Raw genomic sequence first — 26214 nt, 5'->3', positions numbered from 1 at the left:
CATCAATTGTGATGCCTTTTGTCCAGCGTAACTTTCTTAAAAAGTGATAAAAGTCTCTATCTTTATAGCCGACAGTTACGTTAGTCATTGTTTTTCAACAAGACAAAGAACTTATCACTTTTGTCACTACGTTATAACGATTAAAACTGTATGCGCGCCCAGGCAAAATAAACGTTGCCGTTGTTATAAGTCCCGGGGATGTAGGTCATCTGGAACGTCGCCGGACCGTAGCCAATCGAGGCCAGGGGCAGCACCACCGGGATCGGGATATAGTTCCAGTTGTCGCGCGCCGTTACGCCAAGGGTGTAACCAAGGCCAAGGTGGAAGTTGTCATCGGCTAGCGGACGCCAGGTTTTCTCCCAGCCATAGCCGCCAATCGGCTCCCACTTATTAAAGGAATCTTTAAACGCCATCAGATACAGGCCGTGCCAGTTACCTTTATCGTCCCAACGCGACATGCCAAAACCCGCGCCCCATGGACGTTCGTTATACTTGTCGGTTTTCTCTTTGTCATAGGCAAAGCGGGCGTGCCAGGTGATCGCCGGAACGTACAGATCGTAGTGCTCAGGCTCGTTCCAGGTTTGTGCGACATTGTCCGTCAGCGTATTGTAGCCATCACGGATCGTTGACGAGAACGAAGCGTTAGCATAGCCGGACGACAGCAACAGGCCGGACAGCGCGACAATAAACAATGCAAATTGGCGTAGTTTCAACACTTCTCTATTACCGATTTCAATTTTAAAAACGAAGTAAAGTAACAAATGTAATCTTAATAGACTGTTAACGGAATAAGGTAAAATCCTGAATTGCGCCGTGGCAAAAACTTCACTCTGGTAGACGACTTTTGTGATGTTAGCCGCGCCACGGGTTCCGATTAGTCAATTCTCAGTATTTTATTGATTTGGGTCAGCAAGTTCTGCCCGTTTTTTGGGCACATTCCCTCACTTAATTTTTGTAGTGCTTTAGATATCAGCAGATTCTTTGGGTTAATGGCTTAGGGGTAAAGTATGCTTACGCTTGTTGAGATCCTTATCGGGGTCGTGGTTATTGTGGGCGTCGCCCGCTACATTATAAAAGGCTATTCTGCGACAGGCGTGCTGTTTGTCGGCGGTTTAATCTTGCTTATCGCCAGCGCCATCATGGGGCATAAGGTTCTCCCGGCTAGCGCCGCCAGCACGGGTTATACCGCGACCGATATCTTTGAGTATATTAAAATACTGCTCATGAGCCGCGGCGGCGACCTCGGCATGATGATAATGATGCTCTGCGGTTTCGCCACCTACATGACCCATATCGGCGCTAACGATATGGTGGTTAAACTGGCCTCTAAACCGCTGCGATATATTAACTCGCCTTATCTGTTGATGATTGCCGCCTACTTCCTCGCCTGTCTGATGTCGCTGGCGGTCTCCTCGGCGACCGGCCTCGGCGTGCTGCTGATGGCGACGCTGTTCCCGGTAATGGTCAACGTCGGCATTAGCCGCGGCGCCGCGGCGGCGATTTGCGCCTCCCCTGCCGCGTTGATCCTGTCGCCGACCTCCGGTGACGTCGTGCTGGCCGCCAAAGCTGCCGAAATGCCGCTGATAGATTTCGCTTTCAAAACCACTTTACCTATCTCGATTGCCGCTATCGTCTGTATGGCTATCGCTCACTTCTTCTGGCAGCGCTACCTCGATAAAAAAGAGAACGCCTCACACGAGATGCTCGATGTCAATGAGATAACCACCACCGCCCCGGCGCTGTACGCCATTTTGCCTTTCACGCCAATTATCGGGGTGCTGATTTTTGACGGCAAATGGGGGCCAGAGCTACACATCATCACTATTCTGGTGCTCTGTATGGTACTGGCTTCGATACTGGAATTTCTGCGCAGTTTCGATACAAAAAAGGTCTTCGCCGGGCTGGAGGCCGCCTATCGCGGCATGGCTGACGCCTTCGCCAGCGTCGTCATGCTATTGGTCGCGGCGGGCGTATTTGCCCAGGGGCTGAGCACTATCGGTTTTATCGACGGTCTTATCTCCATAGCCACCTCGTTCGGTTCCGCCAGTATCATTCTGATGCTGGTGCTGGTGATCCTGACCATGCTGGCAGCGATGACCACCGGTTCCGGCAACGCGCCGTTTTACGCCTTCGTTGAGATGATCCCGAAACTTGCCCACTCTTCCGGCATCAACCCGGCCTACCTGTCGATCCCTATGCTGCAGGCGTCGAATCTGGGCCGCACTATTTCACCGGTTTCCGGCGTGGTGGTCGCGGTGGCGGGAATGGCGAAGATTTCTCCGTTCGAAGTCGTTAAACGCACCTCGGTTCCCGTTATCGTCGGTCTGTTGGTGGTGATCATCGCCACCGAGATTCTGGTCCCCGGCGCCGCGATTCAATAAACCACAAACCACACTGAAAAGGCGCCAGCAGGCGCCTTTTTTATGCTTTAATAAATCCCAGCAATTAATCATCTCCCACTATCAGGAATAAAAATGTTCAGGAAGGATGTCGTCGCCATTGCCCTTTTACTCGGCGCAACGCAGGTTGGCGCAGAACCGCTTACCGCGACGAAATACGGTGATTTCGATCGTTACGTGCTGGCACTGTCCTGGCAAACCGGTTTTTGTCAAAGCATGCTGGATAGTAACCGTAATGAGCCTGAGGAGTGTCGGCTACAGCAGGACGAACGTAATAAAGCCGATTTTCTGACGGTACATGGCCTGTGGCCGGGCCTGCCGAAGTCGATCGCCTCGCGCGGCGTCGACGAGCGCCGCTGGATGCGCTATGGCTGCGCGACGCGCCCTATCCCCAATATGCCGGAAGTCAAAGCCGGGCGTAAATGCCAGGCGGCGGAAACCGGGCTGTCGCTGGAAATGGCGAATAAGCTGAACAGCGTGATGCCGGGTTCCGGCGGGAACTCTTGTCTGGAACGCTATGAGTATGCCAAGCATGGCGTCTGTTTCGGCTTCGATCCGGATAACTACTTCGGCACGATGGTGCGCCTGAATGGCGAAGTGAAGCAAAGCGCAATCGGTGATTTCCTGGCGAAGCACTACGGACAAACCGTTAGCCGTAGCGATTTTGATGCCGCCGTCGCCAAAGCGTATGGCGCGCAAAACGTCAAAGCCTTTAAATTAACCTGCGACGGCAACCCGGCTTATTTAACGGAAATGCAAATTTCCATTAAAGCTGGCGCTATCAATGCCCCGTTGGGCGCAGATTCGTTCCTGCCTCAGCCGCATCCGGGCAACTGTGGGAAGCAGTTTGTGCTGGATAAAGTGGGTTCTTGATAGCAGGACCAGCCATCTTATCGTCCACTTCATCTGCTTTTGCTCACGATGCGCTGAATGTGCGCTTAATCACTTCAAACATCAGGCAAGTCTCAGTATGATGAAGGGACATTAACCCTTGCCCCTTTCGGCGAGGGTTTTCTTTTACGGAAAAGGTTCCTGGATAACATGGAGTATGCAATGACCAGACCCGCAATCATTATTAATGAATTCGATGCTGAACGTATCGATAGACTGCTTGAGCAACCGGCTTACGCGAATTCGCCGGTCGCCGATGCCCTGAACGACGAACTGGATCGCGCGCAAATGTTGGCGCCGGAAGCGATGCCGCACGATGTCGTGAGCATGAACAGCAAAGTCCGCTTCCGCGATTTAACCAGCGGTGAAGAGCGCGTGCGGACCCTGGTCTTCCCGGCTCAGGCGACCGATAGCGCCACTCAGCTTTCCGTTCTGGCGCCGGTTGGCGCGGCGCTGCTTGGGCTGAAAGTCGGCACCTCCATTCACTGGGAGTTACCCGGTGGCGCATCGGCACACCTGGAAGTACTGGAATTGTTGTACCAGCCGGAAGCCGCAGGCGAATTCCATCGCTAAGTTTCCCGCTGCCTGAGGCGTTTGACGCTTTATTCAGAGGATGCCTCGCCATCCTCTTTCTGTTTCCCTCCCGCTATGACAAATTTTTACCTCATCCCGTGACGGGGCATACAGTTTTGCGACCTGAATGCCACATTATCCTTGTATAATATGTTGATATAGAAACAGACAAACAAGGAGAAATGCATATGTATAAAACTATCATTATGCCGGTTGATGTCTTTGAAATGGAGCTGAGCGACAAGGCTGTCCGCCATGCAGAGTTTCTCGCCCAACAGGACGGCATTATTCATTTGCTTCACGTGTTACCCGGTTCATCGAGTTTCACCATGAGCCGTTTTACTGCCGATCTGCGCCGCTTTGAAGAGCATCTGCAGCATGAAGCGGAGACCCGCTTACAGACCATGGTCGGCCATTTTAGCATCGACCCCTCTCGTATTAAGAGCCATGTGCGTTTCGGCAATGTCCGCGATATGGTTAATGAACTGGCCAATGAAATAAAAGCTGACGTAGTGGTGATTGGCTCACGCAATCCGTCGATCAGCACCCATTTGCTGGGTTCAAACGCCTCAAGCGTCATCCGTCATGCGCATATTCCGGTAATGGTCGTGAGATAACGGAACGGTGAAATAAGCAAAAAAAAGAGGCGACCACAAGGTCGCCTCTTTGCTGTGTGCAGGGAATGTCTTACAACTTTTTATGATTATGCGGTTTTGGTGCGAATCAGATAATCGAATGAGCTCAAAGAAGCTTTCGCGCCTTCGCCAGTGGCGATAATAATTTGTTTGTACGGCACGGTAGTACAGTCGCCGGCCGCAAACACGCCTTTCACGTTGGTTTCACATTTGGCATCAATGATGATTTCACCCATGCGGTTACGCTCAACCGTACCTTCCAGCCAGTTGGTATTCGGCAACAAACCGATCTGGACAAAAATACCGGCTAACGCGACATGATGCTCATCGCCACTGACGCGGTCGCGGTACTGCAGCCCCGTCACCTTACTGCCATCGCCAACCACTTCGGTGGTCTGGGCGTTGAGAATAATATCGACATTTTTCAGGCTACGTACTTTGTCCTGCAGCACCTGGTCGGCTTTCATTTCTGGTGCGAATTCCAGTAGCGTTACGTGTTCAACGACGCCCGCCAGATCGATCGCCGCTTCAACGCCGGAGTTACCGCCGCCAATCACCGCCACGCGTTTACCTTTAAACAGCGGGCCGTCACAGTGCGGGCAGTAGGTTACGCCTTTAGTCCGGTATTGGTCTTCACCCGGGACGTTCATGTTACGCCATTTAGCGCCCGTTGCGATGATCACGCTGCGCGCTTTCAGCACCGCGCCGGAGGCGGTTTCAATCTGATGCAAGCCGCCTTCGACAGCTGCCGGGATCAGTTTTGCCGCGCTTTGTGAATCAATCACATCAACATCATATTCACTGACGTGCGCTTTCAGCGCGCCGGCCAACTTTTGACCTTCGGTTTTCGGTACGGAAATATAGTTTTCGATATCTACGGTATCCAGCACCTGACCGCCGAAACGTTCGCCCATCAGGCCAGTACGAATGCCTTTACGCGCGGAGTAAACAGCCGCCGCGGCACCAGACGGGCCGGAACCAACAATCAAAACGTCATAAGCATCACGTTTGTTCAGCTCTTCCGCCGCACGTTTTTCCGCGCCGGTATCCACTTTGGCAACGATTTCAGTCAGCGTCATACGGCCTTGACCAAATTCCTGACCATTCACAAACACCGCCGGAACACCCATCACGTTGCGTTCAGTGATTTCATTCTGGAAGGTTCCGCCATCAATCGCCGTGTGTTTGATGCGTGGGTTAAGCACCGCCATCAGGTTCAACGCCTGCACCACGTCCGGACAGTTGTGGCAAGAGAGCGAGTAGTAGGTCTCAAATTCAAAATCACCGTCAAGATTGCGGATCTGCTCGAGCAGCGACTGGGCTTCTTTCGACGGATGACCGCCGGTCCACAGCAGCGCCAGCACTAATGAGGTGAATTCATGTCCCAGAGGAGAACCTGCGAAACGCGGCCCCTGGTTAGAACCTGGATTAGTAATCAGGAACGATGGCTTACGTACCGCCAGCGTGTTGTCTTCTTTAAAGGTGACTTTGTCTGACAGTTCAGCGATTTCAGCCAACAGTTCCTTGATCTCTGCCGATTTAGCGCTGTCATCCAGCGTGGCAATCAGCTCAACAGGTTTGGTCAGCTTCTCAAGATAGGCCTTGAGCTGGGTTTTCATGTTGGTGTCGAGCATTTTTATCTCCTGGGCTTAAAACATCATCATGCAAGCGGCCTTTATCAGGCAGCCTGAATGCGCTTGCATCATGGTGTTGGAATAAAACGGGCGCGGGTACGCCCGTTGATTAGCGGGAATAAAACGAATTAGATCTTACCAACCAGATCTAAAGAAGGAGCCAGGGTCGCTTCACCTTCTTTCCACTTAGCCGGGCACACTTCGCCTGGGTGGGAAGCAACGTACTGAGCAGCCTTGATTTTACGCAGCAGGTCAGACGCATCACGGCCGATACCTTCAGCGGTAACTTCGATTGCCTGGATGATACCCTGCGGGTCAACGACGAAGGTCGCGCGGTCAGCCAGACCTTCATCTTCACGCATGTTGTCGAAGTTACGGGTCAGGGCGCCAGTCGGGTCGCCGATCATCGCGTATTTGATTTTAGCGATGGTGTCAGAGCTGCTGTGCCACGCTTTGTGGGTGAAGTGGGTGTCGGTAGAAACAGAGTACACGTCTACGCCCAGTTTCTGCAGCTCTTCGTAATGGTCAGCCACGTCGCCCAGCTCGGTCGGGCAAACGAAAGTGAAGTCAGCCGGGTAGAAGAAGAAGACGCTCCAGCGGCCTTCAGTATCTTTTTCGGTAACTTCGATGAATTCACCGTTTTTGAATGCCTGGTTTTTGAAAGGTTTGATTTTGGTATTAATTAAAGACATCGATACTTCCTCCGTGTTTTTGTTGAGGTCTAAGTTAACGAATTTTTCCTGACTCGACCAATGCGTTTGCATTATCAAATCAATAAGCGTTATCTAACAACCGTAACAAGACAACTTTGTGAACCTGCCTTCGCGATCGCGGTTTTTCTCCGTTTTTCGCCTCATTTCGCTGAAAGTAAAAAGGCCGCCCTCTCAGGCGGCCCCGTTACCTGAAATACCCGCAGGTAGCTTCAGCGCCAGAATGGCTGGCAATATGTTGCGCTCTACACCTTAATGTAACAGCATGAGGGATTACATCATTCGCCGAACTAAAGGGCAACCAAACGCCCGGCAGGTCTTATCTATGACTGCGATAGGTTTGACCACTACTTCGCATTATCTTCTGATTTAAAAGGAATACTCATGTTAAAACGACTACTTTTCCTGAGCCTGCTGCCGTTATGTAGCTATGCCGAAGACCTCCCCGCCCCCGTAAAAGCAATAGAGAAACAGGGTATTACTATCATTAAGCCCTTTGAGGCGCCGGGCGGCGTCAAAGGCTGGCTCGGGAAGTATCAGGATATGGGCGTTGCTATTTATCTCACTCCCGACGGTAAACACGCCATTTCCGGCTACATGTACGACGAAAACGGCAACAATCTGAGCGAACAGCTTTTCCAGAAAGAGCTCTATACCCCGGCGGGACAGGCGATGTGGAAAAAACTCGAGTCCGCTAACTGGCTGCTGGAAGGCAAAAAAGAGGCCCCCATCGTCCTTTATGTGTTTGCCGACCCTTTCTGTCCTTATTGTAAACAGTTCTGGCAACAGGCGCGGCCGTGGGTTGAATCCGGTAAGGTGCAACTGCGTACCTTATTGGTCGGCGTGATAAAACCTGAGAGCCCGGCCACCGCGGCAGCGATTCTGGCAAGCAAAAACCCGGCGCAAACCTGGCATGATTACGAACAGTCCAACGGCAAAATGAAGCTCAACGTCCCGGCAGATATCCCTGCGGACTTGATGAGGACGCTAAATATCAATCAGCAGTTGATGGATGACCTCGGCGCTAACGCCACCCCGGCTATTTACTATATGAATAAAGACAGCATGCTGCAGCAGGTGGTGGGATTACCCGATAAAGAGAAACTGCAGGTGATGATGGGTGAAAAGCAGCAGTAAAAAATAACGCATTTCCGCCAGAAGCTTAAGGACACAAAAGGATCTGGCGGAAAGCGATCGCTTGGTATACATTAAGTAGGGGTTAATTGTATATTTAGCTATAGTAATGATAATTCACGATATCACTTCAAATTTATTACGATAAGTAATAGTAATCCGTTCGCCTCGACGCAACATAAACAGGACGTTAAGCATGGCTAACCTTTATGACTTAAAAAAATTCGACCTAAACCTGTTGGTTATTTTTGAGTGTATTTATCAACATCTTAGCATCAGTAAAGCGGCAGAAACGCTGTTTATTACGCCTTCTGCAGTAAGTCAGTCGCTACAAAGGTTACGCAATCAATTAAACGATCCGCTATTTGTCCGTTCCGGGAAGGGGATAACTCCGACGACCGTTGGTGTGAATTTACATCATCATTTGGAACAGAATCTCAACCAATTAGAAAAAACGATTAATATTGCCAATCATTCTGAATTAAGTAAAAAATTTGTTATTTATAGCCCACAACTTCTTATATCACCAGGAACAATGGATTTAATAAATAGATTAAATATGGATCCTAACTTGCAAATCGATCACCGCGATCTTCTTCTGTCGCCAGAAAGCGTCGAAGATCTTCTGGCCTACCGTAAAGCAGACTTAATCTATAGCGTTACCCCACTGTCAAATCATAGTACGATTTGCCAGCCTTTTCTGGAATTACAGATTGTGCTCGTTTGCCGCGAAGGTCACCCCCGTGCGGACCACCTTAACTCATATGAAGCTATTTCACGTGAGGGATTTACGCTTTACGCTTCTTCAGATCCTAAATTAAAGGCCTTTCAACAGAATAACGACGAACGAATGCCTGAAAGAAGAATTGCGTTTCGCAGTAACTCTCTGATAGCTATTTTAACCATGATCAATCAGAGCGATCTGCTAGGATTTGTACCTAAGCATGCGATAGATTATTTTAGCGCTTCATTTAATTTTCGTGAGCTTTCACTTCCCCACCCTATTCCTACCATAACAACCTATATGATTTATAATCGTTCATCATTGAACAACCCCAAATTCGCCGAATTTATTACGCTAAGTACCGCAGCTAATTAATTTGTCATTTCAAACATATTCACAAAGTGAATATGTTTGTGTGAATTACATTGACCTCGCTTAAAACATTACTATTTCATATTAACCTTACCATTAATGTGTTCTACACTACCTGAAAAAGCGTACCTATCACATTAAAGGATTAATGGTAATGTCATTAATAAAAATTCCATTACCCGAGTCCGTTCTTCAGGCTAGCCAGCAGCGGATACAGTGGGTATTAGAAAATTTTTCACGCATCTGCATCTCTTTCTCCGGCGGAAAAGACTCCACCACCATGCTGCACCTGGCGGCGCTTTGCGCCCGGCAAATGGGTAAAAAATTCAGCGTGCTGTTTATCGATTGGGAGGCGCAATTTTCCTGTACCATCCAGCATTGCGAAAATATCCGCGCCGAATACCGGGATGTTATTGAAAAATTTTATTGGGTTGCCCTACCGCTCACCACGCAAAATTCACTGACTCAGTTTTCGCCGGAGTGGCAATGCTGGGAACCTGGCGTCAACTGGGTACGCCAGCCCCCCGCTGACGCCATTACCAATCCCGGCTATTTCCCGTTTTATCGTAGCGGAATGAGCTTTGAAGAGTTCGTTCGCGATTTCGCCGACTGGTTTTCGCAAAACCGCCCGGCGGCGATGATGGTGGGTATCCGGGCAGATGAATCGCTTAATCGTTTTATGACCATCTCATCGCAGCGCAAACTGCGCTTTGCCGACGACAAGCCATGGACAACTTCGGCGCCGGGCGGTCATACCTGGTACATCTATCCGATCTATGACTGGAAAACCGCCGATATCTGGACGTGGTTTAGCAAAAGCGGCCATACCTATAACCCCCTCTACGATCTGATGTATCAGGCCGGGGTGCCGCCACGCTATATGCGGATTTGCGAACCTTTTGGCCCCGAGCAGCGCCAGGGGCTCTGGCTGTATCACGTGCTGGAACCTGAGCGTTGGGCAGCCATTTGCCAGCGCGTAAACGGCGTGCACAGCGGCGGTATTTATGCCGGATATGACAACAAATTTTATGGTCACCGTAAACTCGATAAACCCGGGCACCACAGCTGGAAGAGTTATGCCCTGTTTCTGCTGGATAGCATGCCGCGACCAACTGCCGAGCACTATCGCAACAAAATCGCGGTCTACCTGCATTTGTATCAAAAACAGGGAATGGACGATATTCCCGATTGCCAGGAGGGCGACATCGGCACCCGGGATATCCCTTCGTGGCGACGCGTCTGCAAGGTGTTATTGAATAATGATTACTGGTGTCGCCAGCTTTCTTTTAGCCCAACTAAAGCCACCCGCTATAAAAACTACTGTGAGCGTATAAGTAAAAAACGCCAACAATGGGGACTGTTATGCAACAACGACTAATAACCCAGATAGAAGAGTATCTGGCCGCTCTGCCGGAAGAGGAGAAAATCGACGCACTAAACCGCTTTCGCCAGGCTTTGCATCGCCATAGTCCTTTTCGCAACCAGCCGGTTGACTGCGTGCTATGGGTTAAAGAGGGAGAAGTGGTTCCCAATGATTACAACCCTAACAATCTTGCACCACCGGAAAAGCGGCTGTTACTAACCTCGCTGGAGGCCAACGGCTTTACGCAACCTATTGTAGTGCAGCATCAGCAGCCAAAGCGTTATACCATCGTTGACGGTTTTCACCGCCACGAACTGGCCAGTAATAAAGTGTCGCTGAAAAAGCAGCTCAAGGGGTATTTGCCGGTAACCTGTCTGACGGCGAACAGCCACCCGCGCGATGCCCTGATGGCCGCCACTATCCGCCACTACCGGGCCCGCGGACGCCATCAGATCCACGCGATGTCGGAAATTGTCCGCGAGCTGGCCAATCTCGGCTGGAGCAATAGCAAAATCAGTAAAGAGCTGGGGATGGACGCCGATGAAGTGCTGCGCCTGAAGCAAATTAACGGTCTGGCCGAGATATTCGGCGACCGTCAATTTTCTCAGGCGTGGACGGTAAAATAGCTACAGCCGACGCAGACGGTCTGCCGCCGCCAGCAGGGTCTCCGGCTGCTTGGCGAAGCACAGACGAATCAACTTATGCGGGAAAGGATCGGCGCAGAATACCGACAGCGGGATCGCCGCCACGCCGACTTCAGTGGTCAGCCAGCGACAGAAGCTGACGTCATCAAGATCAGAGATTGCGCTATAGTCGGCCAGCAGGAAGTAGGTCCCTTCACAAGGCAAAATCTCCAGCCGGCTATCGCGTAGCGCATCGATAAACAGATCCCGACGCTGCCGATAAAACGCTGGCAGCTCGCGGTAGTGCTCCGGCTGCGCGCGCAGCATATCCGCCAGCGCCAGCTGAGCCGGCGTGTTAACGGCAAAGGTTAAATACTGATGCACTTTACGCAGCTCGGCGCTGATGGCGGCAGGCGCCACGCAATACCCCACTTTCCAGCCGGTCATGTGGAAGGTTTTACCGAAAGAAGAAACCGCCACAGCCCGCTCCCGCAGCTGCGGATGGGCCAGTACGCTGGCATGTCCCTGCTCAGCAAAACAGATATGCTCGTATACTTCGTCGCTGATAACGTAAATTTCCCGTCCGGCGATAGCCTGCCACAGCGCGGCGAAGTCTTCCCGCTGCCAGACGGTGGCGGACGGGTTATGCGGCGTATTAAGAATGACCAAACGGGTGCGGTCGCTTAACGTGGCGGCAAACTGCTGCCAGTCAACGCGGAAATGCGGCGGCTGCAGAGCAATCCGTTTCAGCACCCCGCCGGAAAGCTCTACCGCCGGCGCGTAGCTGTCGTAGCTCGGGTCAAAGCAGATCGCTTCATCACCCGCCCTCACCAGCGCGGTAATCGCCGCATACAGCGCTTCGGTCGCCCCCGCGGTGACGGTGACATCGCTATTCGCATCCGGGCGATAGCCATACAGCTCAGCGGTTTTATCGGCAATGGCTTCGCGCAGCGCCGTTACGCCGGTCATCGGAGCGTACTGGTTAGCCCCCTGGGCGACGTGCCAGGCCAACCGTTCCTGTAGGTAACGCGGACCGTCAAAATCCGGGAAACCTTGTGATAGATTGATGGCCTGATGCTGCTGCGCCAGCGCGCTCATCTGGGTAAAAATAGTGGTGCCTAATGCAGGGAGTTTACTCTCAGGAATCAGTGGCTTATTGCTCATTCTCTTTGTTCCGATTGTAATGCTGTTGTTGAAGCCACTATAACACGATGTTAATATTTGGCAATCAAGACGCTTAGACGTCTAAATGCTAACGTTATTTCGCTTGCCGCAGGCAGGCGGCAAACCGACGCCACCGGCAGCACGGCGCACTATCCACTCTGGAGATACCATGATCCGCGCTATCGTGACCGATATTGAAGGCACAACCAGCGACATTCGCTTCGTCCATAACGTCTTATTCCCCTACGCCCGCGAGCGGCTGGCCGCGTTTGTCAACGCGCAGCAGTACGTCGAGCCGGTCAGTACCATTCTCGACAATCTGCGTACGGAAATTGCCTCCCCCGAAGCCAGCACCGCCCAGCTTATCGATACGCTATTCCGCTTCATGGACGAGGATCGTAAATCGACGGCGCTGAAAGCGCTGCAGGGCATTATCTGGCGCGAGGGCTATCTGAACGGTGATTTTACCGGCCATCTTTACCCCGATGTTCTCCCGGCGCTGGAGAAATGGAAGGCAATGGGCATTGATTTATATGTATATTCCTCAGGCTCGGTTGCCGCGCAGAAATTGTTATTTGGCTACAGCGACGAAGGTGATATTACTCATCTATTCAGTGGATATTTCGATACCCTGGTCGGCGCCAAACGCGAAGTTCAATCCTATCGCACTATCGCTGAGCAACTGGGGCATAACCCGGCGCGCATTCTGTTCCTCTCAGATATTCATCAGGAGCTGGACGCCGCCGAAGCGGCAGGTTTCCGCACCCTGCAGCTGGTACGCGGCGACCGCGACCCGGCCAGCCATCATCCACAGGTTCAGCGTTTTGACGACATCGACCCGGAGCAACTTCCCTCATGAGCGCATTAACTATTTTTTCCGTTAACGACGCCAGCCATCCACGCTGGCACAGCAGCAACGCCGATGAAATCCAGCAGCAATTGAGCGCAAAAGGGGTGCGCTTCGAGCGCTGGCAGGCCGATCGCTACCTGGGCCCAGCGCCAACCGCTGAAACCGTTATTGCGGCCTATCAACACGCGATCGATAAACTGGTCGCTGAAAAGGGTTACCAGAGCTGGGATGTCATTAGCCTGCGAGCGGATAATCCGCAGAAAGAGGCGCTGCGGGCAAAATTCCTCAATGAGCATACCCATGGCGAAGATGAAGTGCGCTTCTTTGTCGAAGGCGCCGGGCTATTTTGCCTGCATATCAGCGATGAAGTTTTTCAGGTGCTGTGCGAAAAGAACGATCTGATCTCCGTTCCGGCGAATACCCCACACTGGTTCGATATGGGGTCGGAGCCGAATTTCACCGCCATTCGCATTTTTGACAACCCGGAAGGCTGGATAGCGCAGTTCACCGGCGATGCTATCGCCGATGCCTACCCGCGCTTACCCTAATCGCCTTTACGCATAGCGGCGGCGCAGCAGCTCGCATTCGAAAAGGAATTCGAGCCCTTCCAGCTGACGCCGCGCCTCGCTAACATCCCTGCCCCAACAGGTTAAACCGTGGCCGCGGATCAAAAATCCATAACGTAAAGGATGACTACGGGCATACGCTTCAATCCGCGCCGCCAGCGCCTCGATATCCTGATCGTTATCAAAAATCGCCACCGCTACGCTATCGAGATGGCTATGCTGCCCGCTCAGCGTTTTTTGCATTTCATAGCCCTGCAGCTGAAGAGCATTGCCGGTTTCAAGGCGTGAGAGCACCGTAGCGTGCACGGTATGCACGTGCAGCACGACGTTCGCTTCCGGAAACAGACGATAGACCAGCGTATGCAACCCGGTCTCCGCCGACGGTTTCCGCCCCGACGGCGCATTATTGTTTAGGATATCTACCTGAAGAAAATCGTCGCAGGTCAGGCTGCCCTTATCGCGCCCCGATTCACTTAACCAACACCAGCGCGCATCCTCGCGTACTGACATATTGCCGCCGGTTGCCGGCGCCCACCCTTTCGCGCCAATCCAGTGACAGGTGGTCACCAGTTGTGCGAGTCGCTCTTGCCACATAATTGTTCCTTATCGAGGTTAACCGTTACGCCAGCGGCGCAAATATACCGTCCGCCACCCGCTGTGGCGTCACCACGCCGCTATCCAGCACCCAACCGCTGATTAACGACGCTGGCGTCACGTCAAAGGCCGGATTGTAAACCGGCGCGTTTTCTGGCGCCCACTGCACCGCGCCAAAGCTGCCTTTTACGCCGGTCACCTCTTGCGCCGCACGCTGTTCAATCGGGATCGCCGCGCCGTTCGGGCAGTGGCGATCGAGAGTGGTTTGCGGCGCCGCCACGTAGAAAGGAATGCGATGATAGTGAGCCAGCACCGCCAGCGAATAGGTCCCGATTTTGTTCGCCACGTCGCCATTGGCGGCGATCCGATCCGCGCCGACCCATACCGCATCAACCTGCCCCTGCGCCATCAGGCTGGCAGCCATGGAGTCGGTAATCAGCTGATACGGCACGCCCAGTTCACCCAGCTCCCAGGCGGTCAGTCGCCCGCCCTGCAGCAGCGGTCGCGTCTCGTCGACCCAGACGTTAGCCACTTTGCCCTGTTCATGAGCCAGGGCGATAACCCCCAGCGCGGTACCAACCCCCGCCGTCGCCAGACCGCCGGTATTACAGTGGGTTAACAAGCGGCTACCCGGCGTCACCAATGTATTACCGGCTTCGGCAATACTGGCGCACAGCTGTTTATCTTCGGCAATCAGGCGCAGCGCTTCGCTCTCCAACGCCTGCGGATAGTTTTCCTGCGCCAGCGCCTGCTTCATCCGATCGAGATTGTTCATCAGATTGACCGCGGTCGGCCGCGCCGCACGCAATGTTTCCAGCGCCTGAGCAAGCTCGTCGCGGGAAAGACCGCGCTGGGCTAACAGCGCCAACAGCAGGCTGGCGGAAAGACCGATCAACGGCGCGCCGCGCACCCGCAGGGCATGAATATGGTCCACCAGCAGCGCAACGTTATCCGCCGCCAGCCAGCGTTTTTCCTGCGGCAATGCCTGTTGATCGAGAATAAAAAGCTGATTTTCGCTTACCCGCAGGCTGGTGGTCTGTAGTGTCTGCATATCGTTAAATCCCTGTTGCGTTGTTGTATCACATTGTGTCAGGATGAAATCCAGATGTATAGACGTCTGAACGGCTTAATTCAGCACTTTTGAGGATCGAGGCAATGTCGCAATACCATACCTTCACGGCCAGCGATGCGGTGGCTTACGCACAACAATTTGGCGGGCTCGACGATCCGTCTGAGCTGGTGTCGGCGCAGGAGGTAGGCGACGGCAACCTCAATCTGGTGTTCAAAATTTTCGATGCTCAGGGCGTGAGCCGAATTATTGTTAAGCAGGCGCTGCCCTATGTGCGCTGCGTCGGCGAATCCTGGCCGCTGACCCTTGACCGCGCGCGCCTCGAAGCGCAGACCCTGGTCGCGCACTACCAACACAGCCCGCAACATACGGTACAAATTCTCCATTTCGATCCCGCTCTGGCGGTCATGGTAATGGAAGACCTTTCCGACCACCGTATCTGGCGCGGCGAGCTTATCGGCAACGTCTACTATCCGCAGGCGGCGCGCCAGTTGGGCGAATATCTGGCGCAGGCGCTGTTCCACACCAGCGATTTCTATCTCCATCCGCATGAGAAAAAACCGCAGGTGGCGCAGTTTATCAATCCCGAAATGTGCGAGATCACCGAGGATCTGTTTTTTAACGATCCGTATCAGATCCACGAGCGCAATAACTACCCGGCGGAGCTGGAAGAAGAGGTTGCCGCCCTGCGTGAGGACGCTCAGCTTAAGCTGGCGGTGGCGGCGCTGAAGCACCGCTTTTTCTCACAGGCCGAAGCCCTGCTGCACGGCGATATTCATAGCGGCTCCATCTTCGTCGCTGAAAATAGCCTTAAAGCCATCGATGCCGAATTTGGCTATTTCGGCCCTATCGGTTTTGACGTCGGCACCGCCATTGGCAACTTGCTGCTTAACTACTGTGGTCTGCCGGGCCATCTCGGCATTCGCGATGCCGCCGCCGCGCGCGAACAGCGGCTCAACGATATTCAGACCTTATGGCACACCTTCAGCGAGCGTTTCCAGGCGCTGGCGGCGGAGAAAACCCGCGATGCGGCGCTGGCCTGCCCCGGTTACGCCTCAGTATTCCTGAAAAAAGTATGGTGCGATGCCATTGGATTCTGTGGTACCGAACTGATACGCCGCAGCGTCGGGCTTTCACACGTCGCCGATATCGATTCGATTCAGGACACGGCCATGCGCCACGAATGTCTGCGCCACGCGATAACGCTCGGCAAAGCGCTGATCGTCATCGCCGAGCGTATCGATAGCGTGGACGAACTTATCGCCCGCGTACGCCAGTACAGTTAATCGCTTGATTATTTATGTTGGGCTTCCAGCGTGGCAAACCACGGGGCAATAAAATCTTCGGTCTGCCCCCAGCCAGGGATTATTTTCCCCAGCGACGCCACGTTGACCGCCCCCGGCTGCGCCGCCAGCAGCGCCTGCGGAATCGCCGCCGCCTTGAAATCGTAGGTAGCCGGGGTACTTTCCCCGGCAATTTTATTGGCGATCAAGCGGACGTTGGTGGCGCCGATGAGTTTCGGGTCGACCGCCACGCTAACCTTCCACGGACTACCGGCTTCCCGCATCAGCTGTAAATCCTGATTGGAAATATCGATGCTGTAGAGTTTGATTTCACTACGGCCGTTTTCTTTCAGTGCTTTATAGGCTCCCTGGCTAAAGGCATCCCACGTGCCCCAGATGGCGTCAATTTTACCTTTGGGATACTTGGCCAGAATCGCGCCGACTTTGTTGGCGGTGTCGCCCTGCACGTCGGATGACACGGCGCCGATCGACTCCAGCTCTTTAATCCCCGGATTTTGTTTAAGCAGCGTCTGGTAGGCCGCCTGACGGCGCTCCATTGGCGGGAATCCTGCCACCCATAACTTGATAATGTTGGCCTTGCCGTTGAAGTCTTTTACCAGTTGGCCAAAAGAGAGCTCGGTCAACGAGGCGTCATCCTGCTGGCTAACCGTCACGCCGGGGATAGTTCCCTGCACCGCGGTATCGAATACCGCCACTTTTATCCCGGCATCGACCGCTTTTTTCACCAGTGCGGTCGAGTAGGGATCGCGTCCCTGGGAAAGAATAATACCGTCGTATTTCTGGCTAATAGCCTGATTGACGAAATCCTGGAATTTCGCGTCATCGCCGTTGCTCAGGAAGGTGCTAACTTTAAAACCGAGTTTTTTACCTTCCTGAATCGCCCCGGCGACAAACTGGGTGGTGTTATCGTCAGAACCGAGATTGCGAATCACCGCGATGCGGATCGGGCCGTTATGCTCAGCGATCGCCGCCGGAACCGGCGTCGGGGTCTGCGCCAGCGCTGCCATCGACTGCAGCAGGCCCAGCGCCATGAGAGAAAGTGCTATCTTTTTCATTTTGTTTACCCTGTAAAATGTTAGGTACGGCGCTGAAAATAGGTCAGTGCCAGCGCGCCAGCCAGCACCAGCCCTTTAATAATGTCCATCGCGTAATACGGCACCGAGAGCATCACCAGGCCATTGGAAAGCACGCCGAGGATCACCGCTCCCACCAGCGTCCCCAACGCATTCGGTTTGCCGGAGCCCGCCAGCGAAAAGCCGATCCACGCCGCCGCGACCGCATCCATCAGGTAACCGCCGCCGGCGTTCACCTGGGAAGAGCCAATTCTTGATGCCAGTAAAATGCCGCCCAATCCGGCCAGTAGCGAAGCAATCACGTAGGCCGCTACTTTATAGCGCGTGATCCGCAACCCGGAGAGCCGCGCCGCCTCCGGATTACCACCGATGGCGTACATCCGCCGCCCGTGGGTGGTGAACGACAGCGCCAGCTGCGCGATTAACGTCACCACCAGCATGATAATGACGATGGTCGGCACCTGCCCCAGCGCGCCAAATGCTGCCGGGATCGTGCCTTCGGCCATCTCGCCGCTCGGCAGCACCATATTTTCGGTGATCGAGCCGCCGTAGCTGTAGGTCATCGCCACGCCCTGAATCACAAACAGGCTGGCAAGCGTGGCGAGCATGTCAGGAATGCGCAGCACCACGATCAGAAACGCATTGAATAACCCCACCAGCGTACAGAGCGCGAGGGTGATCAGAATGGCTTCAGTGGTGTTCAGGCCGTGCCAGACAAACAACGAAATCACTAACGCATTTGCCAGCGACGCCGTCGACCCCACCGACAGATCAAAGCCGCCGATGGTGAGCGAAATCGACACCCCAATGGCAATCACCGTCACAATAGCGATGGAGCGCAGAATGTTGATGATGTTAAACGGGTCAAGAAAGTTATCCGAGGCTAAACCAAAGACGCCAACCAGCAGCACCACTGTCAGCAACATGCCCCATTTATAGAGAAAATCGAAAAACCGTTGACGGCCCGATACCGTCGCGTTGACTGCCAGGGCCTTGCTCACGCTGCCGCTCCTCCGGTGGAGTAATAAAGAATCGTCTCTTCCCGCGCCTCGGCGCCGGGAATTTCCGCCACAATGCGCCCATCCCACAGCACGCAGATGCGATCGCACAGGCCTACCAGCTCGGAAAATTCGCCGGAGGCGTAAATCACGCCCCGGCCTTCCCGCGCCAGGCCATCAATCAACTGAAACAGATCGGTTTTCGCTTTCACGTCCACCCCTTTCGTCGGTTCGTCGAAAATCAGCACGTTTGCACTGCCGCGCAGCCATTTGCCGATGGCCACTTTTTGCTGATTACCGCCGGAGAGCCGACGCAGCGTCTGCCCCGGCCCGGTGGCGCGCACGCCGATACGGGCAATAACCTCCTGCGCCCACCGCCACGCCTGCCGATGGCCGAACAGGCTCCAGCGCGAAAAGCTGTTATCGGCGCTGACCGCCAGATTCATGGCGATCGCCTCATCGATGAATATCCCCTCTTTGCGCCGCTCTTCCGGCACCAGCGCCAGGCCCTGGAGGACGGAATCAGCCGGGTCGCGCGGCCGCCACGGCCGGCCGTTAAGTTCGCCGTGGCGCAGGCGGCTTTTACTGGCGCCGAATAAGGCTTTGCACAGTTCAGTTTTCCCCGCGCCCGCTAAGCCGGCGATACCGAGAATTTCCCCCTTATGCAGGCGTAGCGAGATATCCTGCAACAGCGCCTCGTCATGCAAACCCTCAACCTGCAACAGCACCTCTGCGCCGTGCGGCGGACGCGCAGGCGGGAAAATATCGCTCAGCTCGTGACCGAGCATTTTTTCGACGATCTGCTCGCCGCTGAGCTCGGCCATCGGGCCGCTTTCGATTAAACGGCCATCGCGCAGCACCGTCAGGGTGTCGCAAATCGCTTTGAGTTCATGAATACGGTGCGAAATAAAGACCACGCCGATCCCCTGCTGCTGCAGACGACGAACCACCGTAAATAAGCGTTCGCTTTCGTGCTGATCCAAGGGCGCGGTGGGTTCATCAAGAATCAAAAAACGGCAATGGTGCGACAGTGCGCGAGCCAGCAGAATTTGCTGCTTTTCGGCAAGGGTACAGCTATCGATTGAACGTCGAACATCCAGCGCAATATCAAGCTGCGCCAGCGCGTCGCGCGCCTGCTGACGCACATGCGACCAGCGAAAAACCGCCCCCGGCTCAGCCAGCCTGTCCAGCATGATATTTTCGGCAATGCTCAACCCCGGAACCAACGCAACATCCACCTCTTGCTGTACCAGATGAATTCCCAGTTGCTTTGCATCGCGCGGCGAACGAATGCTAACCGGCTGGTTATTGATCACCACTTCGCCTTCGTAATCGGCATGCGTCCCGCACAACACCGCCATCAGCGTCGATTTGCCAGCGCCGTTGGCGCCGGTCAACGCATGCACCGTTCCGCCCTTAAGGGTAAACGCCACCTTGCTCAGCGCCTGAAAACCGGAAAAAGCCAGGCTAATGTTATGCATCTCAAGGCGATTCACGCTCATCACCCTCCCCGGGGCAATTAATATTCTGATTTAACGAATTTTTCACAGCCGCCGATGCCTGACAACTGCGTAAAAAGCATAAGATAAAACCAAATAATATTAGCCATCTGGATGTCCAGACATAACATCAGGTTAGCCCAACACCTATAAGGACTGCTTCCCACCGGGGTAGCGCTTTAGCCTGCCGATGACGTTAACCCTGACGTTCTGCGCGCGGCGTTCGAGAAGGTGGAATACTTCAGCCGTTAATCACCCCGACCGTCTATACCTAATGATGATTCTCACCACTCTCGCAACGAGGTCATCATGCAGATCGATTTAACAGGTAAGAAGGCGCTGGTTACCGGCGCCAGCCGTGGGTTGGGTCGCGCTATTGCGCTGTCGCTGGCGCGCGCCGGCGCCGATGTGGTTATTACGTATGAAAAATCGGCCGATAAAGCCCAGGCGGTTGCCGATGAAATAAAGGCCCTGGGTCGGTACGGCGAAGCGGTGCAGGCCGACAGCGCCAGCGCGCAGGCCATTCAGGATGCCGTCACCCATGCGGCCCGGGCCCTCGGCGGACTGGATATTCTGGTCAACAACGCTGGCATCGCCCGCGGCGGTCCACTGGAATCCATGACGCTGGCGGACATTGACGCCCTTATCAACGTCAATATTCGTGGGGTGGTTATCGCCATCCAGGAAGCACTGGTGCATATGTCCGATGGCGGACGGATCATCAACATCGGCAGCTGTCTGGCCAACCGCGTAGCCATGCCGGGTATCGCGGTTTACGCCATGACCAAGTCCGCCCTCAACTCCCTGACCCGTGGGCTGGCGCGTGATTTAGGCCCTCGCGGGATCACCGTTAACCTTGTCCATCCAGGGCCGACTAACAGCGATATGAACCCGGAGGATGGGGAACAGGCGGAAGCCCAGCGCCAGATGATTGCGGTCGGTCACTACGGCCAGCCGCAAGACATCGCCGCGGCGGTCACCTTCCTGGCCAGCCCGGCCGCCGGGCAGATCTCCGGTACGGGGCTCGACGTGGATGGCGGCTTGAACGCCTGATCGCCTATTTTCTGCAAGCCTCTGTCGCCCGGCAGAGGCCTTCCCGCGCCGCCTCGACGGGTTGCGTTTTGCCTCTTACCTGCGTTTACAGATGGCAGAGATCGACGACGAAACCGACGACGATCTGGAAGATATTGAAATCGAACACGATTGCTATGATGACGTAATGCTGTCAGGTGAAGTATGCGACGTGATGCATAAAGAAAATCAGCCTCTACTTACCGAAAGAAGGCTAGCAGCACTTCGCCCCGCCCTTACCGCCGTAGCGCGCGTCCTGGCGTTCGCGAAAGAACTCTTCATAGGTCATCGGCGTCCGATCCGGATGGGTCAGCCGCATATGCTCGACGTAGTTATCGTAATCCGGCACGCCGATCATCATCTTCGCCGCCTGGCCTAAATATTTTCCTGCTTTGGAAAGGGTGTCGAACATAATGAGTTTCTCGCTTATTTCCCTCACCCCAGCCCTCTCCCACAGGGAGAGGGAGGAGAAGAAAGGTAGGCCGGGTCAGCGCTAGCGCCCCCCGGCAAACAGGTTAATGCGCGCGCTTCGCCTGCGCCGTTAAGGTCTGCGCATCCGCGGGCATCGCTTCATACGGCGTCTCTTTCGCCGTCGGTTTATCCTCTTTCAGCGCCGCCAGCGCGGTTTTAATCGAGAACAGCGCCAGAACCACCACCACAATCATAAAGAAGATAGTCAGCCCGGCATCGAGACGGTTATTAAACACCAGCTGCGCCAGCTGCGATTCCGTATACTGCGGCGGAATGGTACCGCTGTCGATCATCGCCTGGAATTTATTGGCGATGGCCAGGAAGCCGACTTTGGTATCCGGACTAAACGATTTCTGCCAGCCAGCGGTCAGCGTACAAATCAGCAGCCAGCTTGTCGGCAGCAGCGTCACCCACGCATAGCGCTGGCGTTTCATCTTGAACAGTACCACCGCGCACAGCATTAGCGCCATCCCCGCCAGCATCTGGTTGGCGATACCGAACAGCGGCCACAGGGTATTAATACCGCCCAGCGGGTCAACCACCCCCTGATGCAGGAAGTAGCCCCACGCCAGGACGCACAGCGCGGTCGCCAGCAGGTTAGCCGGAAGCGAGCTGGTTTTTTTCAACCCGGGGCTAATCACGCCCAGCAGATCCTGCAGCATGAATCGCGCCGCGCGGGTGCCGGCATCAACCGCCGTCAGGATAAACAGCGCCTCAAACAGAATGGCGAAGTGGTACCAGAAAGAGACATCCATCAACCCGCCCAGCGAGCCGTGCAGAATGTAAGCCATCCCCACCGCCAGCGTCGGCGCGCCGCCGGCGCGTGAAATGATCGACTGTTCGCCGACCTCACTGGCTATTTGATTCAGCGTATCCGGGGTAATGCTAAAGCCCCAGCCGCTCACTACCTGCGCCGCCGAGGCCACGACGTCAGTCGTCCCCGCCGGCGCCAGCACCGCCATCGGGCTGTTCATCGCGAAGTAGACGCCCGGATCGATAATACAGGCCGCCACCAGCGCCATAATCGCGACGAAGGATTCCATCAACATGCCGCCGTAACCGATAAAGCAGGCCTGCCCTTCGTTGGCCAACATTTTCGGCGTGGTGCCTGAGGAGATCAGCGCGTGGAAGCCGGAAACCGCGCCGCAGGCGATGGTGATAAACAGGAACGGGAACAGGTTGCCGGTCCATACCGGGCCGGTGCCGTCAACGAACTTCGTCAGCGCCGGCATGGTCAGCGTCGGGCGCATAATCAGGATGCCAATCGCCAGACCAACGATGGTGCCAATTTTCAGGAACGTGGAGAGATAGTCGCGCGGCGCCAGCAGCAGCCAGACCGGCAGTACCGCAGCAACAAAGCCGTAACCCACCAGAATCCACGTCAGCTGTACGCCGGTGTAATCAAACCACGGCGCCCAGGTCGGGCTTTCAGCCACCCAGCCGCCGGAAATGATCGCGAACACCAGCATCACCAGGCCTATCACCGACACCTCGCCGATGCGCCCCGGGCGCAGGTAGCGAATATAGATACCCATAAAAATCGCCAGCGGGATGGTAAAGGCGACGGTGTATGTCCCCCACGGACTGTGGGTCAATGCTTTCACCACGATCATCGCCAGTACCGCGAGGATGATCACCATGATCATAAAACAGGCCACCAGCGCCAGTACGCCAGCGGTCGGCCCCATCTCCTCTTTAACCAGTTCGCCAAGCGAACGGCCATCGCGACGGGTCGAAACAAACAGCACCATAAAGTCCTGCACGGCGCCGGCCAGCACCACGCCGGCGAGGATCCAGATCATCCCCGGCAGGTAGCCCATCTGCGCGGCAAGCACCGGCCCCACCAGCGGCCCTGCGCCGGCAATCGCGGCAAAATGGTGACCGAACAGCACTTTTTTGTCAGTCGGAACATAGTCGAGGCCGTCATTATGACGCACCGCCGGCGTCATTCGCGTTGGGTCAACGCCGAGGACGGTTTTGGCGATATACAGGCCGTAGAAACGATACGCGATCAGATAAACGCAGACCGCCGCGACGACAATCCACAGCGCGTTTATCTGCTCACCCCGGTTTAAGGCGATATAGCCGAGGGCAAAGGCTCCGATCACGGAGAGCAGTGTCCAGATGAGGTATTTCCCTGAATTATTCATTGTTGTGGTCCACCGGTAGGGTAATCAGGATGTTACAGTTTGTTTCTAGAACACAACGCAGAATTTAACAACTTCGAAACAGCGCGGATGATGCACCGCGGCGGAGATTTATCTCACATTGCTAGCGGGATCACTTAAGACAGGAAAATAAATGAAAGGATTACCGTGAACGGTGTCGTTTTTTTGTCGGGTGGCGGCCTCAAAACCCCCGGTGGCGCTACCGCTTACCGGGGCTACAGCACTGTGCGATTTGCTAGCCCGGAGAAGGCGCCGATCCGTAGCCCGGCTCAGCGCAGCGCAAGCCGGGGAAATAGCGGCTTCTTAGCCTAGCACCGCGGTACCCAGACGACAGGTGCAGCAGCGCCGCCCCCTTTCGTCATACACCACAATTTCCCAGCTCTGACTCTGGCGGCCAAGATGCAGCGGTCGGCATTCGCCTCGTACTTTCCCGCTGGAGACCGGACGATGGTGGCTAGCGTTAAGCTCGGTGCCCACCACGCACTGCCCATCCTCGGTCATCAGCCAACCGGCCATCGAGCCCAGCGTCTCCGCCAGCGCCGCGGAAGCGCCGCCGTGCAGCAGGCCAAACGGCTGATGCGTGCGCGCATCCACCGGCATCTCCGCCTCCAGCAGCCCCTCTTCCAGCCGGGTGTAGACGATGCCAAGATGCGCCACCATGGTGTTTTCGCTACTGGCGTTCAATGCCGCAAGCGTGAGCTCTCGTTTCCAGGCCATTTACGCCCCCAGCGTCGAGCCGCCATCGACCACAATATCCTGCAGCGTGATATGGCTGGCGTGAGAAGAGGCGAGGAACAAAATGGTATTGGCGATCTCCTGCGGGCGGGCGATTTTGCCCAGCGGGATGCCAAGCTTAAACTGCTCGCCAAATCCGCGGATCCGCTGCTGTTCCGCATCGTCATTGACCCACAGAGTACGTTGCATGTCGGTATCGGTGGAGCCAGGCGACACCAGGTTGCAGCGTACGCCGCTCCCTGCCAGCTCAAGCCCGACGGTCAACGCCAGGCTTTTCAGCGCCGCTTTCGAAGCGCCATAGGCGCTCATGCCGATACGCGGCGTATGCGCGGCATCGGAAGCGACGGTGACGATCGCCCCGCCACGCTGACGACGGAACTGCGCCATCGTCTGCTGAAACAGATTAAACGCGCCGCCAACGTTCACCGCGAAGGTCTGCTGCCAGTCCTCCGCGCTCAGTTGATCGGTCGCGCCCATGCGCAGGATCCCTGCCGCATTCACCAGTACATCCAGTCGTTCGATGCCGTTGAGCAAACGCGCGCACACGTCGCGTACCTGGTCGGCATCGGCGACGTCCAGCGTTTCGGTGGTAAACGGGTAGCCTTCGCCGGTAAAGGCAAGGTCGAAACCGGTGACGTTGGCCCCGGCCTCGACGAAAGCCAACGCGGTGGCATAGCCAATGCCTTTACCTGCGCCGGTCACCCATACGGTCTGACCGCGAAAATCCAGCGCCGCCATTATTTCACCTCGCGGGAGAGCAACGCCCACCAGGCGTCGATGGTCGGATTCTTCGCCAGCATCACAAAGTCGATATCGCCGTGCACTTTGCGCCAGCGGGCGGCCAGCGCCATCATGCGCACCGAATCCAGGCCGTAGTCGATCAGGTTTTCATCATCCAGCGGTTCGTCGGATTCGTCGAGCAGCGGCAGGATCAGCGCGCGCAGCGCCGCTTTGGAGGCCGGCAGCGGCAGCAGCTCTTCGGTCATTACCACGCGTCCGGAACGGCCGGCGACGTATTTCAGCGCCATCAAATGTTCTTCGCGGCTGAAATCCGCCAGCGCGTCGGCGACAAAGAACGGTTTGATATCGCGCATAAAAGCATCTGTGGCGGTAGTCATGCAGCCGATATGGGCGTAAACGCCGGTGATGATCAGCTGGTCGCGGCCGGTCTCTTTCAGCATCTCTTCAAGCGGCGAGCGATGAAACGCGCTGTAGCGCCATTTCACCAGCACCGTATCCTGTTCATCCGGCGCCAGCGCGGCAATCACCTGCTGCTGTTCCGGCGAGCGGGTCAACCCCGGCCCCCACATATCATTCAACAGGGCGCGATCTTCATCGCTCTGCTCTTTCGGCTGGGCGGTGTAGTACACCGGAATACCGTTTTGTTTGCAGAAATCGCGCAGGGCGGCGATATTAGCCACCACTTTCTCCATCATCGCGCTGTTTTCGCCCCAGAAGTTGAGGAAATACTCCTGCATATCGTGGATCAGCAGCGCGGCGCGCGACGGCTCAAAGGCCCAGTTAACTTTGTTCGCCGGAATATCGCTGGCTTCCGGCAGCGCGTAAGCCTGTAATTTAGGGATTGCCATTTTCT

The 26214-nt window shown here is 55.1% G+C and carries 26 protein-coding genes; 12 read left to right on the top strand and 14 right to left on the bottom strand.

Going from position 1 to position 26214, the window contains the following annotated elements; all coding sequences use genetic code 11:
* Positions 1 to 140: 140 nt before the first annotated feature.
* Positions 141 to 716, bottom strand: a complete 576-nt coding sequence (gene pagP / locus PGS10_RS03280) for a lipid IV(A) palmitoyltransferase PagP (RefSeq protein ID WP_161799856.1) — start codon at positions 714 to 716, stop codon at positions 141 to 143.
* Between the two features lie 291 nt (positions 717 to 1007).
* Here pagP and dcuC point away from each other — a divergent pair, with 291 nt between their 5' ends.
* The 4 genes from dcuC (at position 1008) to uspG (ending at position 4480) form a co-directional block, all read left to right on the top strand.
* Positions 1008 to 2381 carry an anaerobic C4-dicarboxylate transporter DcuC gene (gene dcuC, locus PGS10_RS03275; protein ID WP_045392945.1) on the top strand — a complete coding sequence of 458 codons (1374 nt, stop codon included), beginning with the start codon at positions 1008 to 1010 and terminating at the stop codon, positions 2379 to 2381.
* Between the two features lie 93 nt (positions 2382 to 2474).
* Positions 2475 to 3272: a ribonuclease I gene (gene rna / locus PGS10_RS03270; RefSeq protein ID WP_047049309.1), complete on the top strand. Its 798-nt coding sequence runs from the start codon at positions 2475 to 2477 to the stop codon at positions 3270 to 3272.
* A 180-nt stretch (positions 3273 to 3452) separates the two neighbouring features.
* Positions 3453 to 3863, top strand: a complete 411-nt coding sequence (rnk, locus tag PGS10_RS03265; protein ID WP_015367745.1) for a nucleoside diphosphate kinase regulator — start codon at positions 3453 to 3455, stop codon at positions 3861 to 3863.
* 188 nt (positions 3864 to 4051) lie between these two features.
* Positions 4052 to 4480 (top strand): universal stress protein UspG, encoded by a 429-nt coding sequence (uspG, locus tag PGS10_RS03260; protein WP_015367746.1) that lies wholly within the window; start codon positions 4052 to 4054, stop codon positions 4478 to 4480.
* A gap of 86 nt (positions 4481 to 4566) precedes the next feature.
* Here uspG and ahpF read toward each other — a convergent pair whose 3' ends face one another.
* Entirely contained in the window at positions 4567 to 6132 is a 1566-nt protein-coding gene (gene ahpF, locus PGS10_RS03255) for an alkyl hydroperoxide reductase subunit F (protein WP_045392939.1), read from the bottom strand.
* A gap of 128 nt (positions 6133 to 6260) precedes the next feature.
* Positions 6261 to 6824, bottom strand: a complete 564-nt coding sequence (gene ahpC, locus PGS10_RS03250) for an alkyl hydroperoxide reductase subunit C (protein ID WP_004859485.1) — start codon at positions 6822 to 6824, stop codon at positions 6261 to 6263.
* Positions 6825 to 7226: 402 nt separating this feature from the next.
* Between ahpC and dsbG the strand changes: the two genes are divergently transcribed.
* The 4 genes from dsbG (at position 7227) to PGS10_RS03230 (ending at position 11061) form a co-directional block, all read left to right on the top strand.
* Complete coding sequence (dsbG, locus tag PGS10_RS03245) at positions 7227 to 7979, top strand: thiol:disulfide interchange protein DsbG (RefSeq protein ID WP_045392937.1); 753 nt, start codon at positions 7227 to 7229, stop codon at positions 7977 to 7979.
* A 193-nt stretch (positions 7980 to 8172) separates the two neighbouring features.
* Positions 8173 to 9075, top strand: coding sequence for a DNA-binding transcriptional repressor CitR (gene citR / locus PGS10_RS03240; RefSeq protein ID WP_047077894.1), 903 nt, complete (start codon positions 8173 to 8175; stop codon positions 9073 to 9075).
* 151 nt (positions 9076 to 9226) lie between these two features.
* A complete protein-coding gene (locus PGS10_RS03235) occupies positions 9227 to 10450 on the top strand; it encodes a phosphoadenosine phosphosulfate reductase (RefSeq protein ID WP_316422446.1) in 1224 nt (407 codons plus the stop codon).
* The gene (locus tag PGS10_RS03230; protein WP_316422445.1) at positions 10435 to 11061 is read left to right on the top strand and encodes an IbrB-like domain-containing protein; all 627 of its coding nucleotides are present in this window, start codon (positions 10435 to 10437) and stop codon (positions 11059 to 11061) included. The genes PGS10_RS03235 and PGS10_RS03230 overlap by 16 nt, the downstream gene beginning before the upstream one ends.
* On the opposite strand, the gene PGS10_RS03225 is transcribed toward PGS10_RS03230, so the two are convergent.
* The gene (locus tag PGS10_RS03225) at positions 11062 to 12207 is read right to left on the bottom strand and encodes a pyridoxal phosphate-dependent aminotransferase (RefSeq protein ID WP_165430692.1); all 1146 of its coding nucleotides are present in this window, start codon (positions 12205 to 12207) and stop codon (positions 11062 to 11064) included.
* Between the two features lie 184 nt (positions 12208 to 12391).
* Here PGS10_RS03225 and mtnC point away from each other — a divergent pair, with 184 nt between their 5' ends.
* Together mtnC and PGS10_RS03215 are read left to right on the top strand one after the other, a co-directional pair.
* On the top strand, positions 12392 to 13081 hold the full coding sequence (gene mtnC / locus PGS10_RS03220) for an acireductone synthase (protein ID WP_047049324.1): 690 nt from the start codon (positions 12392 to 12394) through the stop codon (positions 13079 to 13081).
* Entirely contained in the window at positions 13078 to 13620 is a 543-nt protein-coding gene (locus PGS10_RS03215) for a 1,2-dihydroxy-3-keto-5-methylthiopentene dioxygenase (protein ID WP_289577275.1), read from the top strand. Before mtnC ends, PGS10_RS03215 begins: the two co-directional genes overlap by 4 nt.
* A gap of 6 nt (positions 13621 to 13626) precedes the next feature.
* Here PGS10_RS03215 and PGS10_RS03210 read toward each other — a convergent pair whose 3' ends face one another.
* Both PGS10_RS03210 and mtnA read right to left on the bottom strand, forming a co-directional pair.
* The gene (locus tag PGS10_RS03210) at positions 13627 to 14232 is read right to left on the bottom strand and encodes a methylthioribulose 1-phosphate dehydratase (protein WP_047049329.1); all 606 of its coding nucleotides are present in this window, start codon (positions 14230 to 14232) and stop codon (positions 13627 to 13629) included.
* Between the two features lie 25 nt (positions 14233 to 14257).
* A complete protein-coding gene (mtnA, locus tag PGS10_RS03205) occupies positions 14258 to 15283 on the bottom strand; it encodes an S-methyl-5-thioribose-1-phosphate isomerase (RefSeq protein WP_316422444.1) in 1026 nt (341 codons plus the stop codon).
* Positions 15284 to 15387: 104 nt separating this feature from the next.
* Between mtnA and mtnK the strand changes: the two genes are divergently transcribed.
* Positions 15388 to 16587: an S-methyl-5-thioribose kinase gene (mtnK, locus tag PGS10_RS03200; RefSeq protein ID WP_316422443.1), complete on the top strand. Its 1200-nt coding sequence runs from the start codon at positions 15388 to 15390 to the stop codon at positions 16585 to 16587.
* Between the two features lie 8 nt (positions 16588 to 16595).
* On the opposite strand, the gene PGS10_RS03195 is transcribed toward mtnK, so the two are convergent.
* Genes PGS10_RS03195 through PGS10_RS03185 form a run of 3 tightly spaced genes read right to left on the bottom strand, consistent with a single transcriptional unit; the run spans position 16596 to position 20178 of the window.
* The gene (locus PGS10_RS03195; RefSeq protein WP_045392908.1) at positions 16596 to 17660 is read right to left on the bottom strand and encodes a sugar ABC transporter substrate-binding protein; all 1065 of its coding nucleotides are present in this window, start codon (positions 17658 to 17660) and stop codon (positions 16596 to 16598) included.
* A gap of 20 nt (positions 17661 to 17680) precedes the next feature.
* Complete coding sequence (locus PGS10_RS03190; RefSeq protein WP_032714059.1) at positions 17681 to 18679, bottom strand: ABC transporter permease; 999 nt, start codon at positions 18677 to 18679, stop codon at positions 17681 to 17683.
* Positions 18676 to 20178 (bottom strand): sugar ABC transporter ATP-binding protein, encoded by a 1503-nt coding sequence (locus PGS10_RS03185; protein WP_047049341.1) that lies wholly within the window; start codon positions 20176 to 20178, stop codon positions 18676 to 18678. Before PGS10_RS03185 ends, PGS10_RS03190 begins: the two co-directional genes overlap by 4 nt.
* A 306-nt stretch (positions 20179 to 20484) precedes the next feature.
* Here PGS10_RS03185 and PGS10_RS03180 point away from each other — a divergent pair, with 306 nt between their 5' ends.
* A complete protein-coding gene (locus PGS10_RS03180) occupies positions 20485 to 21228 on the top strand; it encodes an SDR family NAD(P)-dependent oxidoreductase (protein ID WP_045392902.1) in 744 nt (247 codons plus the stop codon).
* A 232-nt stretch (positions 21229 to 21460) separates the two neighbouring features.
* Here PGS10_RS03180 and PGS10_RS03175 read toward each other — a convergent pair whose 3' ends face one another.
* From PGS10_RS03175 to entB, 5 genes are all read right to left on the bottom strand, one after another.
* A complete protein-coding gene (locus PGS10_RS03175; protein WP_045392899.1) occupies positions 21461 to 21658 on the bottom strand; it encodes a YbdD/YjiX family protein in 198 nt (65 codons plus the stop codon).
* Positions 21659 to 21761: 103 nt separating this feature from the next.
* A complete protein-coding gene (gene cstA / locus PGS10_RS03170; RefSeq protein WP_213797395.1) occupies positions 21762 to 23867 on the bottom strand; it encodes a pyruvate/proton symporter CstA in 2106 nt (701 codons plus the stop codon).
* A 321-nt stretch (positions 23868 to 24188) separates the two neighbouring features.
* On the bottom strand, positions 24189 to 24602 hold the full coding sequence (entH, locus tag PGS10_RS03165) for a proofreading thioesterase EntH (protein ID WP_047049345.1): 414 nt from the start codon (positions 24600 to 24602) through the stop codon (positions 24189 to 24191).
* A complete protein-coding gene (gene entA / locus PGS10_RS03160; RefSeq protein ID WP_126028423.1) occupies positions 24603 to 25358 on the bottom strand; it encodes a 2,3-dihydro-2,3-dihydroxybenzoate dehydrogenase EntA in 756 nt (251 codons plus the stop codon).
* Positions 25358 to 26209 carry an enterobactin biosynthesis bifunctional isochorismatase/aryl carrier protein EntB gene (gene entB / locus PGS10_RS03155; RefSeq protein ID WP_015367768.1) on the bottom strand — a complete coding sequence of 284 codons (852 nt, stop codon included), beginning with the start codon at positions 26207 to 26209 and terminating at the stop codon, positions 25358 to 25360. Before entB ends, entA begins: the two co-directional genes overlap by 1 nt.
* Between the last annotated feature and the right edge of the window lie 5 nt (positions 26210 to 26214).

It is taken from the genome of Klebsiella sp. 141153, assembly GCF_032601995.1.
In the GTDB taxonomy this organism is placed as follows: domain Bacteria; phylum Pseudomonadota; class Gammaproteobacteria; order Enterobacterales; family Enterobacteriaceae; genus Klebsiella; species Klebsiella aerogenes.
The sequence above is the reverse complement of the archived record's forward strand: the minus strand, read 5'-3'. Positions and strand labels throughout refer to the sequence as shown.